The sequence below is a fragment of the Peteryoungia desertarenae genome (assembly GCF_005860795.2).
In the GTDB taxonomy this organism is placed as follows: Bacteria; Pseudomonadota; Alphaproteobacteria; order Rhizobiales; family Rhizobiaceae; genus Allorhizobium; species Allorhizobium desertarenae.
Genome location: NZ_CP058350.1, coordinates 1,994,502 through 2,013,695, shown reverse-complemented (window position 1 = coordinate 2,013,695; position 19,194 = coordinate 1,994,502). Strand labels below are relative to the sequence as shown.

General features: G+C 60.3%; 24 protein-coding genes. 14 read left to right on the top strand and 10 right to left on the bottom strand.

What is annotated here, in order from left to right:
- The first annotated feature begins 216 nt into the window (after positions 1-216).
- The 3 genes from FE840_RS09685 to FE840_RS09675 all read left to right on the top strand — a co-directional run bounded on the left by FE840_RS09685 (position 217) and on the right by FE840_RS09675 (position 1,915).
- Positions 217-930 (top strand): haloacid dehalogenase type II, encoded by a 714-nt coding sequence (locus tag FE840_RS09685; protein WP_246318743.1) that lies wholly within the window; start codon positions 217-219, stop codon positions 928-930.
- 130 nt (positions 931-1,060) lie between these two features.
- Positions 1,061-1,309 carry a DUF982 domain-containing protein gene (locus tag FE840_RS09680; RefSeq protein WP_138288288.1) on the top strand — a complete coding sequence of 83 codons (249 nt, stop codon included), beginning with the start codon at positions 1,061-1,063 and terminating at the stop codon, positions 1,307-1,309.
- 126 nt (positions 1,310-1,435) lie between these two features.
- A complete protein-coding gene (locus tag FE840_RS09675) occupies positions 1,436-1,915 on the top strand; it encodes a DUF421 domain-containing protein (RefSeq protein WP_246318742.1) in 480 nt (159 codons plus the stop codon).
- 6 nt (positions 1,916-1,921) lie between these two features.
- Here the strand turns inward: FE840_RS09675 and FE840_RS09670 are convergent, their stop codons facing one another.
- Positions 1,922-2,362 (bottom strand): YqaA family protein, encoded by a 441-nt coding sequence (locus FE840_RS09670; protein ID WP_138288290.1) that lies wholly within the window; start codon positions 2,360-2,362, stop codon positions 1,922-1,924.
- Positions 2,363-2,792: 430 nt separating this feature from the next.
- Here FE840_RS09670 and FE840_RS09660 point away from each other — a divergent pair, with 430 nt between their 5' ends.
- Complete coding sequence (locus FE840_RS09660; protein WP_138288291.1) at positions 2,793-4,715, top strand: HAMP domain-containing methyl-accepting chemotaxis protein; 1,923 nt, start codon at positions 2,793-2,795, stop codon at positions 4,713-4,715.
- A gap of 186 nt (positions 4,716-4,901) precedes the next feature.
- On the opposite strand, the gene FE840_RS09655 is transcribed toward FE840_RS09660, so the two are convergent.
- Entirely contained in the window at positions 4,902-5,126 is a 225-nt protein-coding gene (locus tag FE840_RS09655; protein ID WP_138288293.1) for a hypothetical protein, read from the bottom strand.
- 432 nt (positions 5,127-5,558) lie between these two features.
- Here FE840_RS09655 and FE840_RS09650 point away from each other — a divergent pair, with 432 nt between their 5' ends.
- Complete coding sequence (locus FE840_RS09650) at positions 5,559-6,080, top strand: hypothetical protein (protein ID WP_171033748.1); 522 nt, start codon at positions 5,559-5,561, stop codon at positions 6,078-6,080.
- A gap of 104 nt (positions 6,081-6,184) precedes the next feature.
- Here FE840_RS09650 and FE840_RS09645 read toward each other — a convergent pair whose 3' ends face one another.
- The 3 genes from FE840_RS09645 to FE840_RS09635 form a co-directional block, all read right to left on the bottom strand.
- Entirely contained in the window at positions 6,185-6,901 is a 717-nt protein-coding gene (locus FE840_RS09645) for a DUF6065 family protein (RefSeq protein WP_138288295.1), read from the bottom strand.
- A 103-nt stretch (positions 6,902-7,004) separates the two neighbouring features.
- Complete coding sequence (locus FE840_RS09640) at positions 7,005-7,775, bottom strand: anti-sigma factor family protein (protein ID WP_138288296.1); 771 nt, start codon at positions 7,773-7,775, stop codon at positions 7,005-7,007.
- Positions 7,776-7,791: 16 nt separating this feature from the next.
- Positions 7,792-8,316, bottom strand: coding sequence for an RNA polymerase sigma factor (locus FE840_RS09635; protein WP_138288297.1), 525 nt, complete (start codon positions 8,314-8,316; stop codon positions 7,792-7,794).
- Between the two features lie 104 nt (positions 8,317-8,420).
- Between FE840_RS09635 and FE840_RS09630 the strand changes: the two genes are divergently transcribed.
- A complete protein-coding gene (locus FE840_RS09630) occupies positions 8,421-9,839 on the top strand; it encodes a S8 family serine peptidase (RefSeq protein ID WP_138288298.1) in 1,419 nt (472 codons plus the stop codon).
- Between the two features lie 397 nt (positions 9,840-10,236).
- Here FE840_RS09630 and FE840_RS09625 read toward each other — a convergent pair whose 3' ends face one another.
- On the bottom strand, positions 10,237-10,626 hold the full coding sequence (locus FE840_RS09625; RefSeq protein ID WP_138288299.1) for a hypothetical protein: 390 nt from the start codon (positions 10,624-10,626) through the stop codon (positions 10,237-10,239).
- Between the two features lie 281 nt (positions 10,627-10,907).
- On the opposite strand from FE840_RS09625, the gene FE840_RS09620 reads away from it, so the two are divergent.
- Positions 10,908-12,473 carry a helicase HerA-like C-terminal domain-containing protein gene (locus tag FE840_RS09620; protein ID WP_138288300.1) on the top strand — a complete coding sequence of 522 codons (1,566 nt, stop codon included), beginning with the start codon at positions 10,908-10,910 and terminating at the stop codon, positions 12,471-12,473.
- 89 nt (positions 12,474-12,562) lie between these two features.
- Here FE840_RS09620 and FE840_RS09615 read toward each other — a convergent pair whose 3' ends face one another.
- The 3 genes from FE840_RS09615 to FE840_RS09605 form a co-directional block, all read right to left on the bottom strand.
- Complete coding sequence (locus FE840_RS09615; RefSeq protein ID WP_138288301.1) at positions 12,563-12,802, bottom strand: hypothetical protein; 240 nt, start codon at positions 12,800-12,802, stop codon at positions 12,563-12,565.
- 118 nt (positions 12,803-12,920) lie between these two features.
- Positions 12,921-13,394 carry a hypothetical protein gene (locus tag FE840_RS09610; RefSeq protein ID WP_138288302.1) on the bottom strand — a complete coding sequence of 158 codons (474 nt, stop codon included), beginning with the start codon at positions 13,392-13,394 and terminating at the stop codon, positions 12,921-12,923.
- A 105-nt stretch (positions 13,395-13,499) separates the two neighbouring features.
- Entirely contained in the window at positions 13,500-13,901 is a 402-nt protein-coding gene (locus FE840_RS09605) for a hypothetical protein (RefSeq protein WP_138288303.1), read from the bottom strand.
- Positions 13,902-14,601: 700 nt separating this feature from the next.
- On the opposite strand from FE840_RS09605, the gene FE840_RS09600 reads away from it, so the two are divergent.
- The 4 genes from FE840_RS09600 to FE840_RS09585 are packed head-to-tail and all read left to right on the top strand — an operon-like array spanning position 14,602 to position 16,395.
- The gene (locus FE840_RS09600; RefSeq protein ID WP_138288304.1) at positions 14,602-15,408 is read left to right on the top strand and encodes an EAL domain-containing protein; all 807 of its coding nucleotides are present in this window, start codon (positions 14,602-14,604) and stop codon (positions 15,406-15,408) included.
- A 49-nt stretch (positions 15,409-15,457) separates the two neighbouring features.
- Entirely contained in the window at positions 15,458-15,778 is a 321-nt protein-coding gene (locus FE840_RS09595; protein ID WP_138288305.1) for a YnfA family protein, read from the top strand.
- 60 nt (positions 15,779-15,838) lie between these two features.
- Positions 15,839-16,087, top strand: a complete 249-nt coding sequence (locus FE840_RS09590; RefSeq protein WP_138288306.1) for a BrnT family toxin — start codon at positions 15,839-15,841, stop codon at positions 16,085-16,087.
- Positions 16,084-16,395 carry a BrnA antitoxin family protein gene (locus FE840_RS09585; RefSeq protein ID WP_138288307.1) on the top strand — a complete coding sequence of 104 codons (312 nt, stop codon included), beginning with the start codon at positions 16,084-16,086 and terminating at the stop codon, positions 16,393-16,395. The genes FE840_RS09590 and FE840_RS09585 overlap by 4 nt, the downstream gene beginning before the upstream one ends.
- A 62-nt stretch (positions 16,396-16,457) precedes the next feature.
- Here the strand turns inward: FE840_RS09585 and FE840_RS09580 are convergent, their stop codons facing one another.
- Positions 16,458-17,507 (bottom strand): fatty acid desaturase, encoded by a 1,050-nt coding sequence (locus tag FE840_RS09580; protein ID WP_138288308.1) that lies wholly within the window; start codon positions 17,505-17,507, stop codon positions 16,458-16,460.
- Positions 17,508-18,074: 567 nt separating this feature from the next.
- On the opposite strand from FE840_RS09580, the gene FE840_RS09575 reads away from it, so the two are divergent.
- The 3 genes from FE840_RS09575 (at position 18,075) to FE840_RS09565 (ending at position 19,187) form a co-directional block, all read left to right on the top strand.
- Positions 18,075-18,284, top strand: a complete 210-nt coding sequence (locus tag FE840_RS09575) for a cold-shock protein (RefSeq protein ID WP_138288309.1) — start codon at positions 18,075-18,077, stop codon at positions 18,282-18,284.
- A gap of 309 nt (positions 18,285-18,593) precedes the next feature.
- Positions 18,594-18,833, top strand: a complete 240-nt coding sequence (rpsU, locus tag FE840_RS09570; protein ID WP_138288310.1) for a 30S ribosomal protein S21 — start codon at positions 18,594-18,596, stop codon at positions 18,831-18,833.
- A gap of 117 nt (positions 18,834-18,950) precedes the next feature.
- Positions 18,951-19,187, top strand: coding sequence for a hypothetical protein (locus tag FE840_RS09565; protein ID WP_138288311.1), 237 nt, complete (start codon positions 18,951-18,953; stop codon positions 19,185-19,187).
- Positions 19,188-19,194: the final 7 nt, after the last annotated feature.

Here is a 19,194-nt window from a genome sequence, read left to right as displayed (position 1 = left end):
CTGATCTTTCAGTCAGTCCCTGGGTGGAGAAACTTGTGTCATCGCCCGTTCTAACCGGCAGGACGAAACAGGCTCCGAAGGCAAATCGTGAGAATGACGGGTCTCAGCCCGACCAAGCCGGATGAGTTTGAGGGCAACCTTCCATCAGAGCCATTTCAACGGAAGGTCGACTTTTCTCCCGTCCGCCCTACCCTTCCCTTCCGAGGAGAGCCGAACATGACTGCAGATCAGATGACGCCGCCGGAGGGGGTGACCAGCCCTGAGGCCTATGTATTCGATGCCTATGGGACGCTGTTTGACGTGCATGCGGCGGTGCGGCGGCATGCCGGCGCGATGGGGCCGGAGGCGCAGGCCTTTTCCGATCTGTGGCGGGTGAAACAGCTCGAATATACCTGGGTCACAAGTCTGATGGGGCAGTATCGCGATTTTTCGGCGCTCACGGACGAGGCGCTGGATTTCTGCCTTGCCCGCTTTCCGCAGGTCGACAAGGCGCTGCGCGATCCGCTGCTGGATGCGTATCGTCAGCTCGACTGCTACCGCGAAGTGCCGGGGGTGCTGGCAAGTCTGAAGGCGACCGGGGTCAAGATCGCGATCCTGTCCAACGGGACACCGAAGATGCTCAACGAAGCCGTCGAAGCGGCAGGGCTGGACGGATTGATCGACGACATCTTTTCCGTCGATGTGCTGCAGATCTACAAGACGGCACCGGCTGCCTATGCGCTGGTGACGACGGCCTATGATCTAGCCGCACCCGACATTGCCTTCCAGTCTTCGAACCGCTGGGATATTGCCGGCGCCAAGGCCTTTGGCTTTACCTGTCACTGGATCAACCGGAGCGGGGCACCGGAGGAATATGCAAGCCTCCAGCCCGACCGGGTCTTCTCCTCGCTGGAGGGGCTGGTGGGCAGCCATGCGGCGGAGACAGGCTGAGGCGACCATCAGGCACACTTCCGCTTTTTCCGGTGGCGATCCTCTCTTGGGCGGGATAAAGCGTCGGTGAGAGAGCCCTTCCCCAAGAGGAGGTGCATTCCCCCGTCCCTGCGCCAGAGGAAAACCAGGCATGAACACGAGCTGGAGCAAACCCGTTATCCTGCATGGCATTGGCGAGGAGGGCGAAGACCTGACGGTCGATTCCACGCGTGCCGCTTCCTGGGCGATGATCGAGGACTGGCCGGTGGAAGACGGCGAGGCGCTGGACAAGGCGCTGATGATCTGCGGCAATGTCGCCAATGGGCGCGGCAAGGAAGACGACGCCCGCAAGGCATTTATCGCCGCTGCCATGGAAGCAGGCATCCGCATCACCGCCTGATGTTTTAGAGCCGACGAAAGCCCTTCTCGTCGGGGCAAGCCTGCTGGAACAATTTGCCCTGCTGCCGCCTTCCAATCCCGCCGGCTTTGTTCCGGCTGATCGGGGCTTGGCCGGCAAAGGAGGCGGATGATGGATTTCAGCGAGATGTTCTACCAGAATGCGGAGGCGCTGGTGCGCACGCTGATCGTCGGCACGCTCGCCTATATCACGCTCATTTTCTTCCTGCGCATTTCCGGCAAGCGGACACTCGCCAAGCTCAATGCCTTTGACCTTGTGGTGACCGTCGCGCTCGGCTCGACGCTTTCCTCCGTGCTGTTGCAGGAGAGCATTGCGCTGGCCGAAGGGGCCGTCGCCTTTGCCTTCCTGATCTCGGCGCAATATGTCATCACCTTCGGCTCGGTGCATTGGCGAAGCTTTGCCCGGATGATCCGGGCCGAACCCAGCCTGCTGGCCCATGATGGTGTGTTTTGCGAGGAGACGCTGACGCGCCAGCGGCTGACCAAGGACGAGGTGATGAGCGCGGTTCGGGCATCGGGCGCCGACAGCCTCGACCAGGTGCGCAATGTCGTTCTGGAAAGCGACGGCTCGATCAGCGTGGTGAAGTAACACCGCTCACGTGAAGCCAAGGGTCGCCGCTGCCAGCACCAGATAACGACCGAGCTTGGCGATGGAGACGAGGATCAGGAAGGTCGAGAACCGAACTTTCAAGACGCCGGCCATCACCGTCAGCGGATCGCCGATGATCGGCACCCAGCTTGCCAGAAGGGACCACTTGCCCCAGCGGCCATACCAGCGGGCGGCGCGGTCAAGCTGCGCCGGGCTGACCGGAAACCAGCGACGGTCCTTGAAATGCTCGACCCAGAGACCGAGCACCCAATTGACCACCGAGCCCAGCACGTTTCCGAGCGTCGCAACGCCAACCAGAAGCGCAACGGGCCCCGCCTCCCCCAGGATCAGCCCGACGAGCAGTGCCTCCGACTGGGCAGGCACAAGCGTGGCGGCGAGAAAGGCCGCGGCGAAGAGGCTGACATAGGCGGCAAGGGAAGAGAGCAAACGGGGAACCTTGAGGCTGCAACAAAGGATCTGGCGGCGGGCAAAACACCTGCCGCACCGCCATGGCTATAACGACAATGCGTGATTTTTCCTATTGCGGCTTGCTCCATCCCAATCTGGTTGCGCTGCCATCGCCGCAGGGCTGAACGAAAAAAGTTCAACACGAAACCTTCTTTTCGTCGAAACAGCCCAAAAATGGGGAGTTTTTGCGCCCAGAAATATTCACGTCACGTGAATTATTAGCGGAGCGTTAATCTCTGACCCTAAGAATTAAGAGTAACGGGGTCATGGAGCGGCGGCGCGAGCCGACCGAGCGAGGGACAAGAGGGACGGCGGGCGCAAAGAGATTGCGATCCTGCCTTTCCCAAAGCCCATTCCTCCTGGGCCCAGCCGCAGAGTTTCACTTTTGTCATTCCCGATCGAGGCCCGCATGACCATCCGCGTCAAACTTCTCGCATGCATTTCGCTGCTTTCAGCCGCCATCGTCGCCATCTCGCTGTTTTCCTTCTATGCGGTCGCAAAAGAAGCAGAGCTCGCCAATTCCATTGTCGAGGATCGCGTTATCCCAATGGAACAACTCAAGATCATCGCAGACAGCTATGCGGTCAATATCGTGGACACGGCCCACCGGGTCCGATCCGGTGAGTTCACCGCGGAACAAGGCGTTTCGAACATCAACACAGCGCTGGACGCGATCGAACGCGAATGGGCTGCCTATATGGCCACCAAACTGACCGCCGAGGAGAAGGCTATGGCCGACGCCTTCGCTGCAATGCGCAGTTCGGCCGATGCCGGCGTGGCCGAACTGATCGATATCCTCCAGAGGCAAGACCGGTCCGCTCTGATGGAATACAATGACACGAAGCTTTATCCGACCATCGATCCGCTGGGCGGCGAGATCTCGAAGCTGATCGAACTGCAGATCCGCGTCGCCAAGGAAAACCTGGCTGAAGGCAATCAGTTCAAGGCTTTGCTCACGACCTTCATGATTGCGCTAACGTTGATCGCAGCCCTGGTCGCCGCCTTCTCCATCTGGACCGTGCTGAAGGGGGTCATCAAGCCCGTCAACGCCATCACGGATGCGATGCGGCAACTGGCTGCGGGCAATCTCGACGTCGCCATCTATGGCGAAGGCCGGACCGATGAGATCGGCGGCATGGCATCCTCGGTCGCCGTTTTCCGCGACAATGCCAGAGAACGCGTCCGGCTTGAAAAAGAGGCGAATGACAACCGTTCGCTTTCGGAAAAGGAGCGGCTTGCCCGCGAGCAGCAGCAGGCCGAAGAGGCCGCCGAGGTGCGCCATGCGGTCGATGCGATTGGCCATGCCTTGCAGCAGCTTTCCGATGGCAAACTCAACTACCGGATTTCACAGAATTTTGCCGAGCGGCTGGACCAAATCCGCGTCGATTTCAATGGCGCCATGGCGAAGCTGGAGGATACGCTGCGCCAGGTTGGCCAGAATGCCCAGGGCATTGCCGCCGGCTCAAGCCAGATCCGCGCTGCGGCCGATGATCTGGCCAAGCGTACCGAACAGCAGGCGGCCTCCGTCGAGGAAACCGCTGCGGCGCTGGAGCAGATCACCACCACAGTGTCGGATTCCAGCCAGCGCGCGGAAGAAGCAGGACGTCTTGTCAGCGAGACACGCCGTTCGGCTGAACAGTCCGGCGCGATCGTGACCCGCGCTGTCGATGCCATGCATGAAATCGAGACGTCCTCGAAGGAAATCTCCAACATCATTGGCGTGATTGACGAAATTGCCTTCCAGACCAATCTTCTGGCGCTCAATGCCGGCGTGGAAGCGGCACGCGCCGGGGAAGCCGGCAAGGGCTTTGCGGTCGTTGCCCAGGAGGTGCGCGAACTGGCGCAGCGTTCTGCGAGCGCCGCGAAGGAAATCAAGGCGCTGATTTCCAAGTCTGGCGATCAGGTGAAAAACGGCGTCGAACTCGTCACCGAAACCGGCAAGGCGCTGGAGCAGATCGTTTCCCAGGTCAAGGCCGTGAGCACGAATGTGACGGCGATCGTCGAGGCCTCGAAGGAACAGGCGACGGGGCTGACGGAAATCAACCGTGCCGTGAACACCATGGACCAGGGTACGCAGCAGAACGCGGCCATGGTGGAGGAATCGACCGCCGCCAGCCATTCGCTGGCCAAGGAAGCCGAGGCGCTGTTTACCCTGATCGGCCGTTTTGAAGTGGGACCTGCAGCGTGGTCTGGCGCCGCCCCGGCCCCTGTGGCCGCAAAGGCAAGTGGCGCCACCCCCGCCGCCTCTCCCGCCCGCCGCCTGATCAACAAGGTGACGGGGGCCTTCAACGGCAATGCGGCGGTGAAGTCCGAGCAGTGGGAAGATTTCTGAAAAACGCCCGCCCAAAGAAATGAAAAACGCCGCCGGGGCAACCTGGCGGCGTTTGCTTGTCAGGCGGGTGTATCTTGTGGCAGCGCGCGCGGGAAGAACGGCGGGACGCCCCTAAGGCTCCGCCGCGCCGCGCCCGTTGCTGCCTCGATCATCGGAAGTGATCCTGCAAGACCGGGCCTTTGCCACTCAATCGTCGTCGTCGTCGTCATCGTCGTCAGCGTCGTCGTCATCATTGTCGTCTTCATCGCGGTCATATCGATCATCGCCCTTGCTCTTGGCGAAGCTGACGTCGCTGGTCTTGCCGAGCTGGCTGGACAGGAACCTGGTGAAGGGATCGGTGGCGGTCGCCGGTGGGGGCGTCAGCATACCGAAAGCGGCTGTGGCTGCCAGAATGGCCATATACTTTTTCATGGAGGTCTCCGTTCTTGAACACAATGCTTGCGCTGCAAGGGAGAAACGTTCGGGTACAGTTTCTATTCCTTTTGTTTGCCTGGTTTATCCAGGACCGTATGTGAGACATCGCTGTTTCGGGGATGACCGGTTCGAAGTTGTCGCCCCTTCGGACAGAGCTTGCTTCTGTCACTTTGCCGTGCCGACACATTTTGTCAGCAACAGGCCAAGAGTATCCGCTGAATTCGGGATCACCTGAAACGCTCTCTCGATCTGCTTTTGCGCAGTCCGGACGCAAAATCGCTGACGCCGATTCGCCGGTCGTGCTCTCGGCACCAATGCAAGCGGGAGGGGTTGCAGCGATGGCAACCCCTCCCGTTCCGCGTTGACGCCCGTCAGGGCATAAAGCCGCAAGGCACGAACCCTGCGCGTCAGTCGTTGTCGGAAGACGAGTTGGATGACGAATTGGATGACGAGTTGCTCGAAGAATTCGAGGAGGAATTGGAGCTGCTGTTGGAGCTCGAATTGTCCGACGAGTTCGACGAGGAATTCGAACTGCTGTTCGAAGAGGCGTTCGACGAAGAATTTGACGAGGAATTCGAGGACGAGTTGGAACTGCTGTTGGCGCTCGAATTGTCCGACGAGTTTGACGAGGAATTCGAACTGCTGTTCGAAGAGGCGTTATCCGAGGAATTCGACGAGGAATTGGAGCTGGAGTTCCTTGCCGTGGTCCAGACAGAGCGCGTATCGCCGCGTTCACCCTCTCTTGCAGTGGCGCTTGCTTCAGACAGGCCGCGATTGAGGAATTTGGTCAATGGGTCATCGGCCAGGGCGGTGGCAGGAACCGCTGCGCCAAGGGCAAGCGCCGAGCTTGCGATTGCGATCAACTTTTTCATGTTCAGTCTCCTTGGTTTTTGGGTCAGCAGCATGTCGGCTGCAAAGGAGAAACGGTTGAGCGGCCGTGTTATTCCCTGAAAATACTGTGTTTTTTGTCAGAGGACCGCCTGTCGCGATCGCAGCAGGAGACCGCGCGGACAGGCCATGTCCACGCGGTCGGGAGACTTGAAAATGTCAGGCGTTCAGCGGTGTGCGCGGGCGAATTTCCGATACCAGCCATCGGCTGCCTGGGTGTTGCGCATGATCATCGTGCGCCGCTCCCGCTCCGCTTCGGTTTCGCTGCGGATTTCGCCTTCAAGATCGGTGGTCTCGCGCCGGAAGGGGATGACCTGAACGATCGGCGTGCCTTTTTCGAGAACGTAAAGGCCATCGGCACCGGTGGCGAAAAAGGGGAAATGGATCTCGGACCGATAGGTATCCGTGTCAACGACACCGGAGACCACTTCGAAAATGCCATTGGGCCGATTGAGCGGCGGCACAAAAAGACAGCTCCAGCCAGGCGGTGTGCAGATGGTCCAGTAATTGTGAAACTTGCAGGGCGGAAGCGGCTCACGAGGATTGCCGCTGACCTGGTGGCGGGCATGGTTGCTGACCAGAACGCGGTCGAAGTCCCAGCCGCAATTGACTGTCCGACCGCTATCGGCAATCTCCATCCGGAGCGAGGCGGGCAGACCAATGACCCAGCCCGCCATCATCGCATCGAGAAACGGCATGCAGCGCTTGACCGTCAGACCGCTGTCATGGGGCGACAACTGGCGTTCGTCCACCGGCGGCAGCTTTCGGAACCAATCCGGAAGCACCGTCTTGGCGCGAACGGGATGGGCAATGACGTCCTTGTCCTCCGGTCGGCACAGGAAACGGATCTTTGGCGCGGTGGGCTTCAACATTGACAGTTTCATGGGCGATCTCCGCTCGGTTCATACCGATGAAAACGGCGGTTCCGGTGCTTTATTCCCAAGCGACTGTCAGATTATCGACTTTTTTGCGATTGTCCGGTCGAGGTTACTTCGTGGCGAGGGCCGCGATGCCGTCCGCTTCCTCCTGAAGGGAAAGCGGCTCGCCGGCACCGAGTGCGGCCAGATAAGATTCCACGGTTTCCAGCGCGGAAGCCGGCACATAGCCGTCCGCCAGCGGGTTCGTCAGCGCAAGCCGGGTCTGCCACCCCTCAGGACCGTGACAGGCAATCGCCGTTGTCTGTGTGTCTTGCGCTTTCACCTCATATTCCCGGCACAGATGCCCGTCGCCATCGCGGAAGCTAGCAATCGCGCTGAAGCTCGTGCCTGACGCCAGTTCCGTCGCGGTGCCGGACGGCAGTGTCGAGAGAGCCGCATGGAGAGCGGCCACGCCGGAATCCATCACAGGTGCCGCCGATCTGCCGGCCAGAAAACCGGCAAGTCCGAACAGAATACCGGCAAGCGAGGCGGCAAGCGCCATCGATGCGCGTGACGGCGCGATGGCGGGGCCGGATGAGCGGGGCTGCGCGGAGGCTGGCTTTGGCCGGAAGGCAATCACGGTGTCATCGGCTGCATGACCGGCCATGACAGCCTTGTCGATGGCGTCCTGTACGCCAAGGGAAAGCTTTGGCGGCAGAGGCTCGTCGATCAGCGGCTTCATGGTCGTTGCAAGCAGGGCCTTGCTGTCGAGGAACAGGGCCAGGCGATCCGCCAGGGCCTCGTCTTTCTCCAGGGCGCTTTCGATCATGGCGCTTGTCTCGGCGTCCAGTTCGCCATCGGCGAAGGCCATCAGGGTTTCGTCGGAAATCATCTGTGTCATGGGGTCTGAGCCTCTCTTACGACGAAGAACGTTTGGCTTCAGGATTTATTCCCGTCAGCTCGGCAAGGGCTTTACGGGCACGGGCAAGGCGGCTCATCACGGTCCCGATCGGAATTTCGAGCACCTCTGCCGCGTCGCGGTAGCTCAGTTCTTCGATGCAGACCAGGACCAGCACTTCCCGCTGGTCGGGCGCCAGGGATTGCAAGGCGGCCTCGACGCGGGCGAGCGCCAGTCGCGCATCGCTTTCCGCCTCACCCGAAGGCACGGCCAGATCGGGCACGTCATCAAGATCGACCATGGGCCCGGCGGTGTTTCGACGGCGCAGTTGATCAAGCCATAGATTGCGCAAGATCTTGAAAACCCAGGCGTCAAAACGGGTGTCCGGGTCAAAGCCATGCGCCCCGGCAAGGGCGCGCTCGCAGGTCTGCTGCACAAGATCATCCGCCACGTCGCGCGCCCGACACAGCGATATTGCAAAGCGACGGAGATTAGGCAGAAATGCAACCAGGCGCTTGCCGACAATCTCGACGGGTTCATCCATAAAAAATGTCCGTGCTTTCAGGAATAACTGGGGGAGTTATCCGTTACATCTCAAGACAACTGCGCTTTTTATTTGACGCTGGCCTTGAACGAGAGAGATGACGCATGAAACACAGATTTGCAAGATGGCTGCATCTCACCGCGATGATGGCAGTCCTCTTGCCAGCCATCACGCTCTTCGCCCCTGCGGTGTTCGATCCGCTTGCCCCGCCAGCCATGGCCGATGACGACGACGACGACGACGATAGTGATGACAATGGCGGCAGCGCAGGGGCGAGTGGCGGTGAACGCAGCGGCGGCGGCGAAACGCAGGGCAATCGCGTCAACCGGTCCGGCACTCCTCTGATTAATCTGTTTCGACAGCGACCCGACAGAACTGCGGCGCGCAGCGCAGAGCCCGCGCTACCGCTGCAGGCGCCGGATGAAATCATTGCGACGGGGATTGATGCAAGCGCGCTCGCGACCCTGACGACGGAAGGCTATGCCATCGCCGAACGGCAGGTGCTGTCGGTTCTCGACGGCGAGGTGGTTCGCCTGATCCTGCCCAGCGGCACCGGCCTGAACGAGGCGCAGGCAAGGATCGGTGAAATCGCTCCGACGGCGGAAACCGATGTGAACCACTTCTACCGCCCGGAGCAGACCGCGGAGGATGGCGGCTGCGCCGACGGCACATGTCCCCTGGTGCGCAACCTGATCGGCTGGCCGGAAGCGCCGCTCCTGACGGAAGACCGATGCGGGCCTTTGCCCCGGATCGGGATGATCGACACGGCTATCAATCCCGATCATGACGCGTTGCGATCTGCAAGACTGACCGTGATTGGCATCGGCGATGGCAGCCTGCCGGCCTCCAGTCGCCAGCATGGAACCGCTGTCGCCGCCCTGCTTGTCGGGGCGAAGGACAGCCGGGCTCCCGGCCTGTTGCCGGGATCGGAGCTGATCGCCGTCGATGCCTTTCGCAGAGTTTCGAAGAGGGCGGACCTCGCATCGGCATTTGATCTGGTCAAGGCACTCGACATCCTCGCGTCGCGCGAGGTGCGGGTGATCAATCTCAGCCTGTCAGGGCCGACCAACCGCCTGGTGGAGCGCACAATCGCAAGGCTGGTCGATAACAGGACCATCATCGTTGCGGCTGTCGGCAATCACGGTCCCAAGGCACCGCCGCTCTACCCGGCGGCCTATGCCGGGGTGATCGCGGTGACGGCAATCGATCGCCGATTCGGCGTTTTCCGCCGCGCCAATCAGGGTCCGCATGTCGATATCGCTGCACCCGGCGTGAATGTCTGGACAGCGGCCTCGGTTGCCGGGGCAAGGCCAAAGACCGGCACATCCTTTGCTGCACCATTCGTCAGTGCGGCCGCTGCACTCTTGCTGGCGCGCGATCCCGGTCTTGGCCCGCAGGAGGTCAAGACAGCACTCAGCGCCATGACGCGCGACATCGGCCTGCCCGGCAAAGACCCGGTATTCGGCTGGGGCGTCTTGGAGGCCCAGGGCCTTTGCGCAGATCATGCAATCGGCAGAGAGTGATGAAGTCTGCCCATGGTCGACCGGGAACAGGGCGGCACTTCAATCCTCATCCGATCCCTGTGATTTCGCAGTCCTTCAGGAAAGATTGAACCGCAACCTGGGCCATGCCTTCGGCATGGGGCTGTCTCCAGCCTTCCCGGGATTCTTCCTGGCCGAGTTCGAGGCGGTCACGGAGAATTCGGGCATCGCCCACGGCGGACCCTTGCGGGTGGTGCAATGGGGGAGCTGCCCGGCAGAGCATCAGCACGTCGCGCCCCCTCATCCGGGCTCCGCTTTGCTCGCCCCCTCTCCCCCGATCAGCGCGGAAGAACGGCAGATGCTGCGGCAGGTGCCAAGACACACAAAAGCCGCCGGTTTGCCCCGGCGGCTTTTGGCATTTCAGATCTGCGGGATCGGCTCAGACGAACTGGCTGAGGCCCGGAACGGAAGCGACGACTTCGTCCACCACATCCGAGCCGGCATATTCGCGGGCAACAGCCATGGTTTCCTTGGCCAGCGTCGAGATTTCGCCCATGCCGAGGCCCTGGGACATCAGCTGCTGGCCCAGCCCCATGATGCCGCCGCCGCCGATGGCGCTCATCAGGCCGCCCAGCAGGCCGGAGCCGGAGCCTTCGCCGTTATGGGCGGCAACGAGTTCGGCCGCGCCGGGGATGGCTTCGATCATTCTGGCGACCGGGCCGTCTGCGGCTTCGCGCTGCAGGAAGCCGAGCATCATGCCAAGGGCCTTTTCGGCCAGTTCCGGGGAGATGCCGACATTGTCGGCGATACGGGTGACGATTTCGCTCATGAATAAGCCTCCTGCCAGCGAAAATTGACGTTCACGTCAACGTAATTGATCTTTCTGCCGGATACAAGCGGCAGCGGTGCCACAAGGCGCAAAAGAACGGGGACAAACAGGGCGTTCTGACCGGACAGTCCTTTTACAGAATTTCCCCTCGGCGTTCTTGCCACCCGAAGATCTTTTCGCATTGATGCAAACCGTTGTCGATGTTCCATAGTCCTCCTATAAGAACAAGCTCATGATTGGATGACAGCGGCATAAAACGTATCAGAGGGGAAATCAGGCGCATGCTCGAGGCGGACAAGCTTTACATCGGCACCAGCCGCAATGCAGACGACAGCCTCAACAAGGGGGAATATCTGGCGCTGAAATATGGCAATCGCCACGGCATCGTGACCGGGGCAACCGGTACCGGCAAGACGGTGACGCTGCAGGTCCTGGCCGAAAGCTTTTCCGAAGCCGGCGTGCCGGTCTTCTGCTCCGACATCAAGGGCGATCTGTCGGGTCTTGCGATGATGGGCGAGCCGAAGGACTGGGTGTTGAAAAGAGCCGAGCAGATCGGTTTTTCCGATTTTGCCTTTGCCGAATATCCGGTCATCTTCTGGGATCTCTTTGGCGAACAAGGGCATCGGGTTCGCACCACAATCGCCGAAATGGGACCGCTGCTTCTGGCAAGGCTGATGAATGCCACGGAAGCCCAGGAAGGCGCGCTCAACATCGCCTTCAAGATTGCCGATCAGGGCGGATTGCCGCTTCTCGACCTCAAGGATCTGCAGGCGCTTCTCAATTATATGGGCGAGCATGCCAGCGAATTGTCAAACCAGTTCGGGTTGATCTCCAAGGCCTCGATCGGCTCGCTGCAGCGCGGGCTTCTGGTCCTCGAACAGCAGGGGGCTGCAAACTTCTTCGGCGAACCAGCACTCGACATCCGCGACATCATGCGCACCACCCATGACGGGCGCGGCGCGATCTCGGTTCTGGCTGCCGACAAGCTGATGATGAACCCGCGCCTTTATGCGACCTTCCTGCTCTGGCTCCTCTCCGAACTGTTCGAGGAACTGCCGGAAGTGGGCGATCTCGACAAGCCGAAGCTCGTCTTCTTCTTCGACGAGGCGCATCTTCTGTTCAATGACGCGCCCAAAGTCCTGATCGAGCGGGTGGAACAGGTGGTTCGCTTGATCCGCTCCAAGGGGGTCGGCGTCTATTTCGTCACGCAGAACCCGCTCGACGTGCCGGAAACCGTGCTCGCCCAGCTTGGCAACCGGGTGCAGCATGCGCTTCGCGCCTATACGCCGCGCGAGCAGAAGGCGGTGAAGACGGCAGCCGAGACCTTCCGACCCAATCCGGCTTTTGATTGCGCCACGGCCATCACCCAGCTCGGCATCGGCGAGGCGCTGGTTTCGACGCTGGAGGCCAAGGGTATTCCGTCGATGGTGGAGCGGACACTCGTGCGCCCGCCATCGGGCCGGGTCGGGCCCGTGTCGCCGGAGGAGCGCAAGAAGGTGATGAACCTCTCGCCGGTTGCCGGTCAGTATGACATCGATGTGGACGAGGAATCGGCCTATGAGATCCTGATGGCGCGGGCGAAGAAGGCTGCCGAAGCGGAAGCCGCGCGCAAGGCGGCAGAGGAAAAGGCCGCCGAAGACACGAGTGCCGCAGGGCGCTGGACCCTGCCGGGCTTCGGCACGGGCGACGAGGACGAGCCGGCTGCGCGCCGGACCTCGACCCGGCGCACAGGCGGCTATCAGCGCGAGACCATTGTGGAAGCGGCAATGAAGAGTGCCGCCCGCACCGTTGCAACCTCGGTGGGCCGGGCGCTGGTGCGCGGGATATTGGGGAGCCTCAAGCGTTAGGCGGGGCCTCGGGCGCAGAACCCGCAAGAGGCGAAGGCAGCTCGCGGGTTCTGTCTTTTCATCGGCAAGGCCACTGTTCGATGTCGCCGTCAAGACTGCGTGAATACCGAAATTGTGCCGGAATAGCTGCAGGTGGCGGTCCAGTCCATGGGATCAACAGCATCTGGCGGAATGGCAGAGATTGTGTAATCCGTCCCTGCAGCCGGCAGGCTGTCGTTGGGGAAAGTGCTGCAGGCAAACTCGGCCATGGTTCCGCTGCCGGTTCCGTTGTCGAGCAGGGCATTTCCCCCGGTTACGGGAAAGACACTTACCTTCGTCCAGTCATTCATTGATTGGTTCTCCTGTGTTGTCGGGTTGATTTGGCCGATCGGCCATCTCATCGCGTCGGGCCATGTCGGCCTTCAGCTCATGAGCACGCATGGTGTGCCGGATGCTGTCGCTCAGGCATCACGTCACGAGACCGCCGAAATGGATGATATTGCCATTGCCGTCGGTGGCGCCCTTGAAGCCCTTGGCCTCCCAGACGATGTGGTGCCCGCCGGTGTGACGCTTGATCGTGACGCTGATGGCAATGCGTGTCGGGGCGGTCCAGGTGAATTCGGTATTCGGACCCGGTGCGAACTTGCCCAGGGCGACCAGCTGAACGGCATCGAGATACATCAGCGTGCTTTCGTCGGTCTTGTACAATTCCTCCCAGCGCGCCTGGGAGACCTGCTGGGCGGCCCCGACGAAGCGATTGCTTTCGGAATAAGGATCGGACAGGGCCGTGATGCGCCAATTGCCGAAGATCTCGGTGATATTGACATAGGTGAAATCCATCGATCTCAACAGATCGACCAGCGCATCATTGCAAAAGGTCTCATAGCCCTCTTCGGTAATCGGTCGGATATGCTTGATTGCGAAATTGGGATGCACGGCCATGGGGTTCTCCATCATGGGGTCAAGTCAGGTGGCGCAATCGATGACCGGAACACCGACACGGTTTCGCCCGGTGATCTGCGGTCGTCGAAGGCCGCTGTGTGTCCGTTATTGACAGAAGATCACGACGATCCGGTCTTTATCGATTTCGCTGCAGACGAGATCGTCCGACAGAATCGGGATAAAGCCGCCGCCGGTTGATCCATGGTCGAAGACGTTCCAGCGGGTGCGGATCATCTGAACCACTTGGCCCGTCTGATGGGCGGCCCCGTCTTCGCCCTGACTTTTCGAATCATCCGGGGCTCCGGCCATGGTCCCATCCTCCCGAACATCAGAATCGGGCCGGGCATGGGCATGGGCATGGGCATGAGTGCTGCGTTGAGCAATCTGGTACTGCAAGAACGGGTTGAGGCCGCGATCGGCGCGAAGCATGACTTCGGCGGCAGCGAAGCACCAGGATCCTGTCTCCCGGGCTCCGAGTTGCGGTGGTTCCTTCACTGTTTTCGTCATTGCCAATCTCCTCTGGACTTGCCCCTCTGCGGTTGATCGTTGAAGCTGTCTGCCCGGCAAACCTCCTGCTGATGCGTCAAAGGGGCTCTGCCCCTCCCGAGACCGAGAGTTGCTATCGTGCCTTCCGCTTTGAGGCTTGCGTGGGTACCGCTACCGGCGTGAGACGATGGTCAAGATGGGTGAAAACACACACCCTCCATGCCGTTATGCCTGCCTTCCATCCGAGTGCATGACGACTTCCATCCTTCCCATTCCTTCGGTCACCACACAGAAAGAGATATCGAGAAAAAGCAACCTAGGCAATATTCCAGTAAATAGTTTCGCTCTATGAGTGCATTCAATTTGGCCAGAAATTGCGGACTGCGTAAACCGGACCATGCACCCTGCTTCTGTTGACGTTCAACGCCCACCGAAGTTGTGCCCAAGGAGCTTCCGGGCTTTTTTGGCCTACAACTGAAACATGCAAAGAAGCTCTGTTCTCTTTACTTGAATTCGGTTACAACCTGTTCCAAGGTGTTAACCTGAACTTAAAGGATGATGTGAAGTCGATTTCCGTTTGTTCTGATTCGCGCATCCAAATCATCCATGAGACCTGGGAGTTTGATCCACCGCCTGTTCATCGAAGATCAAGATTTGCTGATTTAGTATCAATTGATGGTCGAAAACGACTTATTCCCAGGGATGGAAACCGAGGTGACGCGTGGATAGCGGTCTTAACCACATCGTGTTGGCACATAATGCCAAGCGGGCCCTTTCGCGGGGGCGCTTCTTCCTGACCTATCAGCCGATCTATTCAGTTGGCACGCGCGAGGTCGACAGTGTCGAGACCCTGTTGCGCTGGCGCATGAGCGACGGCCAACTGGCCGCAGCCGAGCAGTTTTCCAGCATTTTCCGCGATCCGGTCCTGTCTCGGGCCATCTGCGATTTCGTCATCGACAATACCGTCCGCCAGGCGAGCCTCTGGGATTACGAAGGGCATGAATATGGGCGGTTGGCGATCAATACCACCGTCCATGACCTGATCTCCGGCGCGCTTCCCTGGCGGCTGATGGACAGGCTTGATCTCTATGCCGTTACGCCGGAACGGATCGAGATCGAGGTGCCGGCAGCAGCGCTTGACCAACCTCAGGCGTCCGCGGTTGAAGCCACCGTCTTGCAACTGCATCGGATGGGCTTTGCCGTGACCATGGATAATTTCATGCCGAGCCAGCAAAACCTGGAGCCTTTGCGCCGCCTGCCCTTCCAGCGGGTGAAAATCCATCGCGCTGTCTTGCGCGACACTCTCGCGGGTCCGGTGCAGCGTCAGACAATGCGCGATCTCGTGGACCTCTGCCATGATCGCAACATGGCGATCACCGCCTCCGGCGTTGAGGACGAGCATCAGATGGAGACGGCTCTGGAACTCGGCTTTGACAGCATTCAGGGCTATTTCGTCTGCCTGCCGAAGGAGGCAGAACTCGTGCCGCGTGTCTGCCAGGTGATGAACCTTCAGGGCCGCACCGGCTGAGCTGGCACCTCCCTTTTCTTTCGGCGAGTGGCGTGGCAGGGTCGGCGTCATGGCTCTGTTTGTCTATCCGCTTGCTGCGCTTGCCGAAATCGTTGGATGTTTTGCCTTCTGGGCCTGGCTGCGGCTTGACCGTTCGCCGCTATGGCTCCTACCCGGCCTTTTCTCGCTCGCGGTTTTCGCCTGGCTTTTGACCCTCATCCCCTCCGATGCGGCGGGGCGCGCCTATGCCGCCTATGGCGGGGTCTATATCGCGGCCTCGCTCTGCTGGCTCTGGCTGATCGAGGGGCAAAGGCCGGATCGATTTGACCTGGTGGGCGCTGCGATCTGCCTGATCGGGGCGGCGGTGATCCTGCTGCCGCAGCGGGGGTGAGCGAAAATACCCCAGATTGGCAGGATGCCGGCTTGCGGATTTTCCGTATATACATAAACTATGATCATCGTTTGGGATGAACCGAAGCGGCTGCAGAATTTGGCAAAGCACGGATTGGATTTTGCCGAGCTCGATGAGAGCTTTTTCGTCGATGCCAGCATCCGTGCGGCGAAATCGGGGCGGACGATCGCGATCGGCGAATTGAACGGTCGGATCGTCGTTGCCGTAGTCTATACGCCACTGGGTCGCGAAGCATTGTCGATCATATCCATGCGGCCAGCCAGCCGGCGGGAAAGGAGCCTGATATGAGCGGAAAATTTTCGTCCAAGAGGCCGCTGACCGACGAAGAAGAGGCCGAGATCCAGGCGATGATCGCCGCCGACCCCGACAATCCCGAAGTGACCGACGAGGAGTTGAAGGAGTTCCGACCATTCCGTGAGGTCTTTCCTGATCTCGCCGAGGCGATTGACCGCAGGCTCGGCCGACCGAAGGCGGAGAGCCCGAAGAAGGCGATCAGCATCCGGCTTGATCAGGAGGTGATCGATCGGTTCAAGGCAACGGGCGATGGCTGGCAGTCGCGGATGAACGAGGCGCTGCGCAAGGCGGTGGGGCTTTGAGGCAAGCGTGATGCGATGACAAAGGGAAGGACGACACCTTCCCTTCTCCTCACGCGCTGCTTTCAGGCCACAGCCATCCGGCGGGCTTCGCGGAACGACACCAGGCGTCCGCGGGCTTCGTCCCAGAGCACGAGCTTCACGCAGGCAAAGCTTTCCATGAGCGTGATGCGGCTGATCGACTTCAGCTCCGGGTGATCACGCAGGACTTCCGGCAGGCGGTAGAAGGGGATCTTGCTCGACAGGTGATGCACATGGTGCACGCCGATATGGCCGGTGAGCCAGCGCAGGCCCCAGGGCAGGTCGTAATGCGAGGCGCCATGGAGGGCGGCGTGCTGGAACTGCCATTCCGGCGGGGCAGACCAGTGGGTGTCCTCGAACTGGTGCTGGACATAGAAGAGCCAGATGCCGAGCGCGCCGGCCAGCAGCACGATGGGCAGATGCACAATCAGGAAGGCATCAAGGCCGGCAAGCCAGATCATCAGCGCGGCGACCGCGATCATGCCGGCATTGGTGGCCATGGTTGACACCCATGGCAGAGCGCCGTCCTTCATCATGCCGAAGGGTAGACGCTGCTTCAGCAGGAAGACCCAGATCGGGCCGATGCCGAAAAGCACGACCGGATTGCGATAGAGGCGATAGCCGAGCTTTTTCCAGCCTGGCAAAGCGCGATATTCGGAGACGGTCAGTGTCGTGATATCCCCTATCCCGCGCTCTTCGAGATTTCCGGCGCTCGCATGATGTTCTGCATGGGCGCGGCGCCAGTAGTCGTAAGGCGTATAGGTCAGGACACCGAGCAGGCGGCCGGTCCAGTCGTCGACGCTGCGGCGGGCGAAGAAAGAGCCATGGCCGCAGTCATGCTGGATGATGAAGAGCCGCAGCAGGAAGGCGGCTGCCGGGACGACCAGGATCAGGCCCGGCCAGAAGGCATATTCAAAGCTCGCCCAGGCCCCGAGCCAGAAGAGCACGAAGGGCACGAGGGTCACGCCGAGCTCGAAACTCGAGCGCGTCAGGTTCGGCTTGCGATAGGCATTGACGATCTTCAGCCAGGCCTTGGCATCCGGGGTCTCGTCTTCGAGGACTTGATCGTCGCGGTAGTCGAGGGCGGCGCTCATGCGGCGTTTCCCTTCCGATCAATCCTGCGGCAGTCGCTGGGAGACAAGGTCATGGCGGCCACCAGGGCCGGAATGGGGCAAGCGCGTTTTGCGCCGGCAGAGGTCTTCATGGGATTCAGGCTTTCCAAATCAATCGTCGGTCCCGACATACTAGCAGTCGGGCCTGTTGCGTAGCAGGTCTCGGCTCGCCTGTCGCGAAGGAACCGGTCCGCAGGGCTGAAAACTGGTCATACATATGGTCGCAGGCGTCCCGCACTGGCATTTCGACGGGATCTGTCGCAGCGCACTCGCATTCCTCCAACGACACAAAAAGGCAGGAAGGCCATCCGTCAAAACGACATTGAAAACAGCAGCTTGTGCGAGAATTGCCATTATCGACTTCAATTTAACATCGAAGACTGACCGAGTTTTCCTTGCGTTATGCGCCGAAACCTCTATATTTAGTGCATCGAAGATTGCTTGTGACCTTTGTCATGGCGCTGGATGCGCCCGCCAGATTTCCGCTCAACGTCGATAAAGCCGGACGAATATCTCCCCGGTAGAACCAACGATTGAAAGGAAATCGTTATGCAGACAGGTACCGTCAAGTGGTTTAACAGCACCAAGGGTTTCGGTTTCATCCAGCCGGATGAAGGCTCGACCGACGTGTTCGTTCATATTTCCGCTGTTGAGCGCGCAGGCATGCGTCAACTCGTAGAAGGTCAGAAGATCTCCTTCGACGTTGTGCAGGACAAGCGTTCCGGCAAGAGCTCGGCCGATAACCTTCGCGCCGCTTAAGGTTTGTTGCTCGCCCTGCTGACCACGGATGTACTGGCAGTGTGGGCTGAGTGACGGGAGAGGTCGGGTCCTGCCCGGCCTTTTTGTTTTATTGCGGGCTTCATCACTGATCCGCTTGCGGCGGAACCTTACCGCCCAAGGCAACGTTTTCACTTTTTGACGTTGCTTTCCTCTTCGCGAAAGCCGGTTTGGGGTTCTTCGCTCTGGCGCGGTTCTTGTCCGTGCCCTTCACCGGCGCCCTTGCGGCTTATGCTGTTTGCGCCACCAACTCGCCGTAACTTGAGGGCGTTTGCCCAGAAAGGAATGGACTTGCAAGTTCTCGTACGTGACAACAATGTCGACCAGGCGCTCCGCGTCCTGAAGAAGAAGATGCAGCGCGAAGGCCTGTTTCGCGAAATGAAGGCGCGCAGCGCCTATGAAAAGCCATCGGAAAAGCGCACCCGCGAAAAGGCCGAGGCCATTCGCCGCCAGCGCAAGCTCGCGCGCAAGAAAATGCAGCGCGAAGGTCTTTTGCCGGGACCGAAAAAGGCGGCACGCGCTGGTCGCTGATCAAGACGAACGGGGAAGGCTCAGGCCTTCCCTCTTTTGTTTCAGGGGCACACTCCACGCCCCGAAACTTATGGCACCTCCCCTATTCCAAGCGATTCTCAGGCAAGGAGCCCTGATATGACAGCCACCAGAGACACATTTTTCAAGCCAGGCAAGGTATCTGCCCAGGACAAGGCGGCCACCACCGATACTGTCGCCCGGGCCATCATCGATCAGGAAGCCGATGCGCGAGAGCGCAAGACGGAAGCATTGCGTGCGCTGAGAATGGAGCGCGAAGCCGCCGAGAGCGAAAAGGCACCGGCCCCCAAGAAGCGCGCAACCCGGGCCAGCGGCGTTCGTCGCGGTCGTTGCTGAACCGCAA